This is a genomic window from Alcanivorax sp. 1008 (genome assembly GCF_020667895.1).
GTDB lineage: Bacteria > Pseudomonadota > Gammaproteobacteria > Pseudomonadales > Alcanivoracaceae > PGZG01.
On sequence record NZ_JAFMPS010000017.1, the window covers coordinates 24,549 to 36,662 of the forward strand.

Below are 12,114 nucleotides of genomic sequence, written 5' to 3' on the forward strand. Positions count from 1 at the left end.
ACAACACTGTTCCTTAGTTATCGTACTCTACGCATCAAACGCGAATACTCATTGATGATAAAAATCACGATTTCATGAAACGATTGAAATCCAACCGATTAACCTAGCATTATAAGGCTGCTCTTCGTTGACCAGGCCTCTGTGTCGCATTTCCCTTTCGAGAACTGACTCCATACCTGACAATAAATCACTTTGCACGGAATCAGATGTAGCTGGTGATTGACTTAATATTTGTCCAACTTGTCGCTCCCATCCTGGTACACGCTCACCACTGGTATTTATTGCTAGCTTAATTACATTTCTTACGGTTTGCCCTTTGTCGTTATGCGACTCAACAAGCCAAACCCCAATTGCGCCCGACTGATCATCGATTGATTTGACTGAGCATGCTATTGATTCCACGGGATAAGACCTGGCTTCATGTAGCATTTTATCGATGATCGGATGATCAAGACCTAATAGCTCAACATCATCTCTTTGATTCGCCTCTTCCCTGTCACTAATAAATTTGACCTCTACGGAACCATCCTCAATTTGAAGCCTGTACTCACCTTCCCTGACCTTGGTAAGGCTTCCCCTATTCATTTCAGCTTCTGCCGAAACAAACTGGATAAGGCGCGCAAGGCTTTCGCTGGTATCGGCAAGCGGTGTGTATTCATCAAGACTAAATCGATCGAGATCCTGGAAAAGCTCAAATACGGCATCCTTTGCTGCTGAGGCGTTATCCATCGCAGCATCAAGCTCTAAGGTTGTTCGCTTCAACTCCGGATCCTGGAGTGCTTGCGAGTAAAGCTGTTGGTAATTAATACGCTCTGACAATTGCCCCAGTATCTGAGCTCTAAGATCTTCGCCGACGTTGCCATGTTCATCTACTTTGCCAACGGCCTTGGCTATATCTTCAAGTTTCGAATCTAAAAGGAGAAAGATCTTACCCTCTATCGTGTCGCCCAACACAAGATTGTAGACTTGAGCAGTATCCTGCTGCCCATAACGATGTATGCGACCAATTCTTTGCTCAACATCCATCGGATTCCAGGGCAAATCAAAATTAAAGAGAATTCTTGCATGTTGAAGGTTAATACCCTCACGTCCAGCAGCAGTACAAATCATGACACGAGGGCCATCCTTCTTCTTGAAGCGCTTTTCTGCTGCTAGTTTGCTTCCATGATCTCCGCCTTTTAATACAACAACTCCCTGCCCCGGATATTCTTTTTCTATCTCATTACCCAGCATTTCAACCGTGCCAAGATAAGTAGCGAAGATCACAATCCGTTCTTCCGGATTAGCTTCCCACAGGGTGCCTAATGCAGTTAAGAGCTTATCTACTTTTGTTTCTCTCGCTTCAGGGAACAAACACAGCAGGCTTTTAATCCTGAACCTTTCTTCAGGCAGCGCATATGCGACAGCGTTCATCGCGGCATCTTCAGCTGCCACGGTTTCCAATTCATCAGAAAATTCATTAGAGGCGAGCGCAAGCTCATCCTCATCCATCTTTTTCAGTTGGCGCCGCTTCAGATCATTGAGCACCCTGTCGATTTCCAAGTCATCCATTCTGGTATCTGAGAATCCAAACTCAGTGCGAATCAGCTCCCTTGCCTCTTTGTAGGCTTCATCACGAGCGTCAATTTTCAGGTTGCCGTCATACATCAGTCCTTCCTGAATTGTTAATGCAATCAATCGTCGGCGCAGCGTGCGATGTACAGCAGCAAAACTGGAAGCAGCAATTTTTTGGAAGATTGTCATTACAAAGCCAAGCGCTCTTCCCTTTCCACCTTGCTGTTTTGCTAACGCAAAACCATCTGCCAGATATTCATTTAGTGCCTGATAGAAACGTCTTTCATTATCAGACATCACAAATGCTTCAGTATGCACCCACCGTCTGGCAAACAACGTGCTTCCGTCAGCGCGGCAGGCATCAGCTTTTGTACGCCTGAAAATATAGGGATTTAAGCGATGACGTTCTTCCACCATCTCTTTTTCGTTTTTGAATAACGTAGGATCTAGTAGCTGTACAAGCTTCCAAAATCTGTAATGATCCCCTTGGTGAGGAGTTGCTGAAAGCAGGATTAAATCACGTGAATGATCTCGCAGAGCTTCTGCTAATTTGTAGTTTTCCGTCTTCTTGGTCTTGCCGCCGGATTTATATGCGGTTAAATGCTGCGCCTCATCAAAAACCACCAAATCCCACTGAGGGGCATCCAAAAGTTTCTGTACGCGAGATTTCCTTTTTAGCGTATCAACACTAGCTATTAACAAATTATGTTTGATAAAGGCATTGGTTCGCCTGTCACTAACATCTCCTTCCCTTCCGAAAACCTCAAAATTTAAATTGAATACCTCGTTTAGCTCCCTATGCCAGTTATTAACCAACCCTGCAGGAACAACCATCAGGGCTCGATTTAATTCTCCTCGACTTGCTAACTCCCTGAGAATCAAGGCAGCTTCAATTGTCTTACCCAAGCCAACCTCATCGGCGATCAAGAAGCGTCGTGGGCTCGACACAGCAACCCGATGGGTTAAAACTACCTGATGTGGTAACAAATCAATCTTGGCGGATGTCAGTGAACTGGCACTATCCAAAAGCGGCAATTCGTGAGCTTGCCAGCTCAGCCATACACGTTTTGCGGCTATTTCAGATGCTTCGACACTATTAACAACAGTTTCATTGTGACCGAGAACAGGTTTAAGTACATTTTCGGGAACCTGCTTTTCTCCTGTTGGAAAAAAGACACGCGCATACCCTTCAGAAATAGATATAACTACGCCCTGACCAAACTCTGAATGCGCTACCCTGCTACCAGGCTGTAATCTCTCCACAAGCAAACCTATACTAAAATCAATTTATGAAATTCGATGATGATGCAAACCGATCCACTGAGACTTGCCGTTGTAATCAGCCTCGATCCGACGCACACCGTTTTGGGCACCATTCCAGATGCAGCGCCCCAATTCCAAACGTTGATTACGGCTACTTCCATCCAAATGCCATTCGTAGGCATTATCACCCGGCACCTCATACCATCGATCTTTACTGGCCATCCAGAAAATCAACGAGAGCTGACCTTCGAAAACATCCTGAAAATCCAAGATTTTGTTATACACTTCTTTTTCTAGCCATTCTTCAGCTTCTTCTCTGGGCATAGCATCAATGGCAACATCAAGCCCAGCTATCACTAACGCGACGTCATTGATCAACGGCATATCATCTTCTGGCCAGCCTTGCTGTTGAAATTCAAAGAATCTCCGAAGGCTTATCACTTGTGACGTTGCATTCAATTCAGATAAGGCTTCTCCACTCCAGAGAACGTTAATTCCTTTTCTTTTCCAGACATCATCTGTAAGTGCAGGATTCATATTGCCTCCTTACTCCAAGTCAAACATCGCGAGCTGCTTTTGTACCACCTGCTGGTTGTCAGCAGCCCATTTGTTATAGAGCTGCCGCGCTGTAATCGCAGCGTTTCTAAGCTCTTTTGAACCACCGTTATTTATTAACCAGGTAAACAGGTCACCTAAAGCAGGGTGCGGTTTGAAATCCTTATTCATCAATTTGGTAGCATTTATGCCGCTATCCGGATAACAAGCTCCGACCAATACCATCGCCTGGTCAAGATCTCTGTGAAAGCTAGATAGCTTAGAAGATCTTTCAGTCGCGAAATCTAATGGGGAAACCCAGTGAAAAATCTTTTTCTTTTCATCTGTCCAGCCACGAGCTTGAAAATCACTAGGCCCAATGCCTGTGCCCCTCAAATATTTTTGCATTTGATCTCGAGGCACTTCCATTGTATTGGCAAATATACGCAGAAACTGCCTCGAAATTGGCTCACAGTTAACGGGAGTGCTTCCCGCTTCTCCTTCCGTCTGGTCATCTAACAATTGGTTAATACCGACCAGCGCCTCCTTAACCGTAAACTCCCGACCTTCTTCTACAAAGACCTGCCCATAGTGACGAGAAAAATATTCCAGCGCTTTACCACGTTTAATGACTTTAATATCTGCCTGAGGAAGGCCTTCATTCTGGTGATGCTCCAATACATCTTGCAATTGACGAACATCCATCAATATTTGACGACGCAAACGCGCCCATGAAATCTTTGGGGGATCTTCAACTCTTTTTCTGCAAACATGTATGATGTCATATTCAATAGTCTTGGAACCAAACTCTCCAGAACCCTTGGTTTCATCACTACGAATTGGGTAAGTTGCCTCTAAATAAAAACCAGAATCAAACAAGCTCTCCAGAACATCGACCCAAGGCTCGTCTTCACTATGGTGAAAAGTAAAGGAAAGGATGCCGCCTGGTTTCAATAAACGATTCGCCTCACGCCAACATTCAGTTAATAATCTCTTATAGAAAGCATCTGAGTCATCCGGGTTTCTAGCGCGATTTGCAACGGCTTCCAACGTTTTAGGCGTGTATTCACCAGAAAAATATTCTGGATACTTATCGTTTAAAACAAGCCTTAACCAAACATAAAAGAAATCTGCCAACTCTGAATAATGTAGCAATCCACCAAAAGGAGGATCAGTGATAACCAAATCAAAGGTTTCATCCTCATATTGATTTAGCTCAGTTGAGGAGCCACAAGTAACGAGAGTTCCTGGCAAAACTGGGTCATGAGGCTCTGCTTTTTCACTTTTCCCGGTAGTTAGTCCTGCCAATTCTGGTGACCGCGCCTCCAACATCTCATTTGAAACCGTATCCCAAGGCTGCTTGCACCATTCAAGACCTTTCAATGTATTGGCTCTACAAGAAGTCCAATTTCCACGACCCAGATCTGCAAAAACCGAATTTTCAATCACGGTAGACTTTGGGTGATAATTATTATTGCTGAACATAGGCTCTGGCGTATCTCGCTGGGGGTTCCAAAAGCAAAACATATTTTGATTGCGCAAATATTGCTGAAAGGCTCCCAATGCAATTTCTTTCGCTGTATCACTAAACCCATGGCATTGATCAATGGTTTTCAACAAAAGAGCATTGATTAATAATTGTCTTTCGTTAAAAAACTTATAAAAATGTAAGTAACCGTGTCGTGGAAGAGGCTGTCTTTGATGTGTCATATGCCCGAAAGGAATTTCAATTTCTGGCCAATAGCCTTTTAGGTCAGTTTTGGAGCGAACGCTCCATTCAGAAAGAGCCTTATTCATTTTTTCAATATCAGAGGAATCCAATGCCTTAAAAAACCTTCCGTTATAAGGAAGCCCTTCATCCGACCTTAGTGAAGAAAAACATTGAAGCACGAATTGAGAGGTTGCTGCAGATGTACCGTTAGCTTCAATAGATGAAACTTGGGCTTGCTCTAAGCCACATGTAGCTTCCTGACAGGTGAACTTTGCATCTCTGGGGATGTTGCCTTGAGATGTAGAGATAATTTTTCCAGTTTCTGGACATACAATCTGTTCAGGCAGCTTACCTCTTACCTCAAGCAACTTTAGAGTATTAGCTCTTAAAATGTTCCAGCGAATAGTTGAATCTATTTCACTTGTAACCGTTCCACCTAGTTTGCCTTTCTCATCTTCCCCAACAGCACCTACCATCCAATCAGGATGAAGTAACAAAGTTAAATCTATTTTTTTATTTTTAAACAATTTTTTTGATAATCTGGTGGAGTCTCCAGTACTAGCAGCTTTTAAGTCCTGAAACTCTTTAAGACAATTTGGACAACGGTAAAAACCTTCATCATTCATAATTGAATAAGGCTTCTCACTTTCCGCAACTACCAAAGGCTCGTCTGGCGCCATTCTCGCCTCACGGCGTTCAATATCAAATTTCGAATCACATTGAGAACATACTACGCCTTGCCATGCTTTTACTGAAATTGACTTAGTTGCTATAACCGGGTTTTTTAATAATGGTGTTCTGTGATTGCAGCCTGGCGCAGCGCATGGCCCATGCTTTGCCCAAAACGTGTAAATAACTTCAGGACCTTCGTAGCTATAATCTTTTCTTTCTTCTGGTTTTAGGCTTAATGGATCAAAATCGTCACCCATTTTTTTGCCAGTAGAAATTTTGGTCCAAACACCTTTCTCACCACCTGGACCTTCGCAAGCATAGAACGGCATAATCTGCGGCTTAACTTCAGCTTCAATGTAGTCGAACAGTTTATTAACTTCATCAAGGTCAACATCAGCCAATTCGTTCTTAACTACTAACCATGCAACTGGATTAAGGTCGTTCCCTGCCATTTGCATACCAAGGCGAGAGCCTTCAACCAAAGTGGTTCCACCCCCCATAAAAATGTCTGCTACCTTCAATTTTTTAAATGCTTCATTATTTTGGTGGTTGCCGTAATAGCTATCCCAAACGAGTTTTGCTGCCTCTGCAGAATCTTCAGGTGCTTTTGTCGCAGCAGCAATTAAAGTTGAGCGAAAAACGCTCGAACGGCGTCTCGCCCACCATTTGGACATTTGATAAATAGGCTTACCGGCATTACCTTCTATTTGGGCAATCTGGTTGATAGGTAAAATAGGGAAATCTACTTCTAAACATGTTTTCGGGCGATTGGGATCACTGAAATCAACTGATTCGAGGTGTAATTCTTTCCCTGCACCTACGGCTTCAGCGACTTGTTCTTTTACTAACTCTGCTTTCGTTTTTGCCATTTTTATCAGCTCTTATTTTGAAATTTCTATAAAAGGCACTGCCACTTCGAGCAATGAAAGACCACCATGAGTTAACGAAGGATAGCCGCCCTGGCTTTTCCATTTACGTCGACCCAATACCAGCTCCCACTTGCCATGCTCGCTCTGAATAGTCTGAGTTAATGGCGGCACCCAATAATGAGGTTTCTCTGGCTCTGAAACCTGACAAGCACGACCTGATTTGAAACTGCTCTTAAGGTAATCGACTTGATCACGATCGGTCACATCAGGGAAAAGACCTGAATGGGCATATCCATGATCTGCCGTGATTACCAATCTACGCCCTGTTGTTAGGCGATCAATAAACTGCCAAAAATCATCTGACGTCAACCTTTCAACAGCTGATTTAGCAAGCTTCCTATAACCATTTTCATCAGCTAAATCATGCATTTCACTATCGGGCCATTCGTGCCAAAAAATGATATTTGGGTCTGCCTTGATAGCGGTAGCGCAGTCAATAAATGGAAGATTTGAAACTTCTGTCCACGCATCCTGGAAGCTTCCACTTTTACCTTGATTGCTGGCAAGATTAGAACGCTGGCCAAACCCCAGAGCTTTTGCAAAAGGAGTAGTATCACCAGGAATTTCTGAACCGGTTACGCGTTGTTGATGAAGCGTATACCCCCTTTCTTTTGCACCATGCAACAACCAAGGTAGCTCTCTCAAGGACAAAGCATCGAGAATGAGTATAGCTTTTCCTGTGGCTCTTTCTTTCCAGAATGTTTTCAAAGAGTCTGCTGTTTTTGGAGCGGCTTTATCAAACTCTTGCCATAACTCCCATGCGCTACCTGATAAAAGATTATCGAGGCTTGATGACTTTCTATCACGCTCTGTTGTTTTTGCATCTGCATAATCTGCTCTGAGCTCTTCAGCAAATTGTTGCCACAACTCGCTGAAAATAGCTTCCCAAGCCTCTGCTGGTTTCAAGGAAAATATTTCGTCTATACGCTGCATATCCATATTAAATCTTCCTATTCACCTGAATCTTCTTTTTCCATATCCAGCGCATAGGTAATGCCATCAGGCAGCCCCTTCAACAGCTTTTCTAGCTGGGCACCTGTTAAATTGTTTACGTTTAGATTCATGTTGTGAACAGGCGTACCAGGCTTTACGCCCCAGCTTTCTAACTTTCCTAACAGGCTGAGTGCAGAGGTAGCATCCGCCTGTACCCGATTTCTCTGTCCGCCTGAGCTTCCTCCGAATATAGACCCACCACCGAGACCGCCTGGAGCCGGTGTTCCTGGTGGTGGTTCATTGGTAGTACCACCACCAGGTTGAGGGGTTGGTTGTGGCGCTCCCCCTCCACTACTTACCATAGAGCCTGGAGAATGGAGTGTTGTTTCTTCCAGAGCCCTGCCCTGACCTAACCTTCCTTTCATACGGTTCCATGCATCGTCCTCAGTTTCACCCGGCTTTTTCTCTAGCAACTCACGCCCTTGAAGATTGATTGCTACCTTGCCTTGTGCACAGATACGGATAATTCTTTCTTTGGTTTCAGTTTCCCCTAACCAAGGAATACATGCGTTTCCTCCACCCATTGGTTCTTTCAATCGCTCAAGCAGATCATAAACCGAACGATTGGTTTCTGACTCCTCTTTAACCACATCATCCATTTCTTCAGGAATAAACAGCTCTTGCTTGATGATATCCTGAATAGCACCCAGTATTTTGGCACCATCAGAATTATGGCTTGTTGTAAGGAAGGCACACTTCTCAGGTTCTGCGAAATTCCACTTGTCCAAAATAGCGAAACGATCAAATCGTTGTTTTAACTGGTCTCTCAATTCCTTTTGATATTTCGTATGCAATGCCGAATAAACAGTATCGGTTCTCTTCCATTCATTTGAAAGATATACCGAACGAGCTAGCACAATCAGCGACTTGTCATAAAAAATATTATCGGTACCCTTCTTTGGCAAAAGGAAGCGAACGGTATTACGGTTTTTACTAACAAATTGTTTTAGCCATTTACCTAGATCCGCATCTGAAGCATGCGTACTAGGCACAACAACAACAGGGATTCGCTTATCCCAATTGGTTGGCTGATCCTTTTCTTCTACTTCGGACCAAGGGTCTTTATCCCAATTTCGCTTAAGCACAATTACCCTATTTTCATTAGATGCGCCTTCTGCTCCAGCGAGGGCATAGCGAATTTCATCTGCCAAATGTGCGAGATCAACTTCATTCTCAAAAAGCTTGTCGTTTTTGGCGTTAGCCATTAGCTTGGCCTGTGGATTCTCTTCATTGAGAAACACCAGTCGAGAGCCTTTGCGGTGAATGTTAAAACTGTTCTCTTCTATCAGCGCAAGCTCTGCCTGAAACTGGTTATCATCAACAGGTGTACTTCTGGTTATATCAACCTGCAAGGTACTTGCTTCTGCACCTGCCTGGGTTTCCAGTGAAAGCGACCTTAACCAAAGCGAGCTAAGCACCTCTTCCAGATGCGGTATATTCAACTTTATGTCTTTAACGGCTTGCTCAACAGCCTCTTTATTTCTTAAGGCTTTTTCTCTCAAGCTTCGATGCATTTGATTAGCAACGGAATCCAAAAGCGCTGCAACACCGCTTTTTTCGCTAGTTAATGAAAAGTCTGCTGCGGTAATGACAGGAATTGTTTCACCTGAAGTTTTAAATACGTCGACAAGTATTCTTAGTAGGTCACGTGTTTCTTGAGTATCAGTTGCTATTAAAACCTGATCATCTAACAACTGCATTAATTCTGGAGAATATGGCCATGCTTCAATAAATTCTTTCGACTTCTTTTCATGCTCTGAGCCGGAGATATGGTTTAGACGCAAAAATTCATCCAGATGCGACTTGATTAAGGCTGCAATGTCACTGTCAGGCACATTCAGTCTGTTTTCAAAAATCCTGTAGAGCAAAAGCCTTTGCCTGTCTTGCTTGGCTTGCGGCCCTTTAAAATCAACGGTTACAGGGTTAACTCGTCGCATTTGTTGAGCGGCATCTGATGCACCATCACGAACAGAGACTACCAACGTCAACAGCTCAGGATGAGCCTCTGCGATCTGCGAAAGTATCTGGATAAAATTAAAAGCCCAGGTTCTTCGCGGATATTGTTTGTTATTTGTTAAACCTTCATACCAGGTTTGAAATTCATCGATAATAAGCAGCGTAGGCTCTTTCTCAAACAGCTTCTTGATCAGATCATATCCAGGAACTTCTGTCTTCGAATCGCCTTGATGCTCCCAAATTCCTTTAACAACTGCGCCATGTGGATGTTGATCAAATAGTAAGTCCCAAAGATATTTGTATTTTTGAAGCTCCATACTCTGCGTAATAACATGCATATTGCTTCGCAGCTCTATCGTTGCCAACGATTCATTGCCAATACTAGAAGCCCACTCTTTGCACCATGCATTTCCCGCATCGATATCTGCCAGCATATGTGCTACAGCTGCCATTAGGTGCGATTTACCTTGCCCCCTTGAACCAGCAATTAAAACAGGTCTTGATTGCCCAGGCTTCACAGCTTCAATAGTTTTTAAAAGGTCGACTGAGGGATAGGTAATATCAAGAAATTCCTTAGCCGTCTTGTCGAGCGCTCCTGTGCCCTTACTATTAGTAAAACTGATTGTCGTTCCACTAAGGCGTTTTCCTGTAAACTCCTGTCTCAGTTTTAATCCAAGCATATATCCAAGCCCCTATCTGAATTTTGACTATAAATTGGTGGTCCTACCCTTTATTCTTCTTTTGCTCATTGATCCATAGGTCAATGTCATCTCTTTTGAAGCGCCAGCTGCCGCCTACCTTGAAACCAGGAATCTTCCCCTCCGCCGCAAGGCGATAGGCTGTTTTCTCAGCCAATTTCAGGTACTCGGCGACTTCTTTTAAAGTCAGGATTTCGTCTGTCATGAGTAAAAAGTACCAAATGTTGAACTGAGAGAATAGCGGAAAATTGAGGAATTGCGAGAAAATACAATAATTTAGCCGAAAGGTAGGGAAGACTTACGATAATATGGTTATTTCAGGTTTTATTTTTTAGCGGCGTCCACCAGATAGTTACCCCACCACTGCATGATTTGCTTACGATCGTCGAGATATTCCGCATGATGAACATAAGCAGCCCTGACATCATTGCGCTCCATGTGAGCTAACTGGCGCTCAATAGCATCTCGGTTAAAACCCTCTTCGTTTAATATACTTGATGCTGTTGCTCTAAAACCATGACCTGTAGCTTTTCCTTTATAGCCTAGTCTGTAAATTGCGAAGGTCATCGTATTTTCAGACATAGACTTTTTACGATTACGCTCACCAGGGAAAAGAAAGTCATACTTTCCGGTAATCTCACAGATCTCTTCTAACAAGCTTATTACCTGGTCCGAAAGAGGAACCAAGTGAGGCGTCTTCATCTTCATACGCTCTGCAGGAATCCGCCACATGCGATCTTCCAGATCAAACTCATCCCACTGCGCCCCTCGTAGCTCCCCAGGACGAACAAAGGTATAGATAAGCAACTTTAACGCTAGCGTCGTTAGCCTGGCTCCTTCATAGCCATCCAGTCGCTTCAGGAATTCGGGCAATTCATTTCTGGATAGGGATGCCTGATGCTGAACCTTCCGGGTCTTGAGAACCCCCGATAAATCAACGGCAGGGTTAAACGTAGCTTTACCTGTTTGTACTGCATACTTAAAAACAGAATTACAACGCTGCAAAAGCCGGGATGCCAGATCAAGGGCATCCCGGCTTTCTACGCGTCGCAGTACACTGAGTACTTCAGGTGTTTTGATGTCTTTAATAGGCTTGGCGCCAATGTAGGGAAACACATCCTTTTCCAGGGAAAGAATCACCCGGTTTGCGTGATCATCGCTCCACTCTTCCTTGTTTACGCTCCACCACTCCCGAGCCACTTTCTCAAAGGTGTCGTGGTACTTGGCCATGGTGTCGGCGTACAGCCGCTGCTTTTGCTCATTCGGGTCAATCCCATCAACGAGCAGACGCTTGGCTTCAAGATGCTTGTTTCTGGCTTCCTTCAGGGTGATCACTGGATAGACCCCTATCGCCAAAACCTTCTCTTTCCCCCTGTAGCGATATTTATAGCGCCAGTACTTAGAGCCATTCTTCTTAACCAGTAGGTACAGACCTCCTCCATCGAAGATCTTGTAGTCCTTAGGACCAGGTTGCGCGTTTTTAATGCCGGTGGCTGATAGCTTCATTTGGGGGTACAAAGATTTTTTCATCAAACATACCCCCGAATATACCCCCAAAAATTTTGGATGCCAACATTTTTCTTTGGTCGCTAATGGAAATAAAGTTAGATAACACCCTGTTATTATAGATTTTTTTAGCTTCTATTGGAGTCTATCAAACGGCTTTGGAATATCAAATGGTGCCCGGGGCCGGACTTGAACCGGCACGTCCCGAAGGACAAGGGATTTTAAGTCCCATGCGTCTACCAATTTCGCCACCCGGGCGGGGGACTTCAGGGGAGTATAGATGGAGGCGCGGGTCGGA

At 44.0% G+C, this 12,114-nt stretch carries 7 protein-coding genes and 1 tRNA gene; all 8 read right to left on the reverse strand.

The annotated features are described in order from the left end of the window. Positions 1-72 precede the first annotated feature (72 nt). Entirely contained in the window at positions 73-2,817 is a 2,745-nt protein-coding gene (locus J1C54_RS14060) for an SNF2-related protein (RefSeq protein ID WP_229149058.1), read from the reverse strand. A 24-nt stretch (positions 2,818-2,841) separates the two neighbouring features. Then, positions 2,842-3,354 (reverse strand): hypothetical protein, encoded by a 513-nt coding sequence (locus J1C54_RS14065; RefSeq protein WP_229149062.1) that lies wholly within the window; start codon positions 3,352-3,354, stop codon positions 2,842-2,844. 9 nt (positions 3,355-3,363) lie between these two features. Beyond that, positions 3,364-6,603, reverse strand: a complete 3,240-nt coding sequence (locus J1C54_RS14070; RefSeq protein ID WP_229149064.1) for a hypothetical protein — start codon at positions 6,601-6,603, stop codon at positions 3,364-3,366. 12 nt (positions 6,604-6,615) lie between these two features. Further along, positions 6,616-7,602, reverse strand: coding sequence for a hypothetical protein (locus J1C54_RS14075; protein WP_229149067.1), 987 nt, complete (start codon positions 7,600-7,602; stop codon positions 6,616-6,618). Between the two features lie 11 nt (positions 7,603-7,613). Next, positions 7,614-10,292, reverse strand: a complete 2,679-nt coding sequence (locus J1C54_RS14080) for a DUF499 domain-containing protein (RefSeq protein WP_229149069.1) — start codon at positions 10,290-10,292, stop codon at positions 7,614-7,616. 43 nt (positions 10,293-10,335) lie between these two features. Beyond that, positions 10,336-10,515 carry a helix-turn-helix domain-containing protein gene (locus tag J1C54_RS14085; RefSeq protein WP_229149072.1) on the reverse strand — a complete coding sequence of 60 codons (180 nt, stop codon included), beginning with the start codon at positions 10,513-10,515 and terminating at the stop codon, positions 10,336-10,338. A 119-nt stretch (positions 10,516-10,634) separates the two neighbouring features. After that, positions 10,635-11,840, reverse strand: coding sequence for an integrase arm-type DNA-binding domain-containing protein (locus J1C54_RS14090; RefSeq protein WP_229149074.1), 1,206 nt, complete (start codon positions 11,838-11,840; stop codon positions 10,635-10,637). 147 nt (positions 11,841-11,987) lie between these two features. Then, positions 11,988-12,074, reverse strand: a tRNA-Leu gene (locus J1C54_RS14095). Positions 12,075-12,114 lie beyond the last annotated feature (40 nt).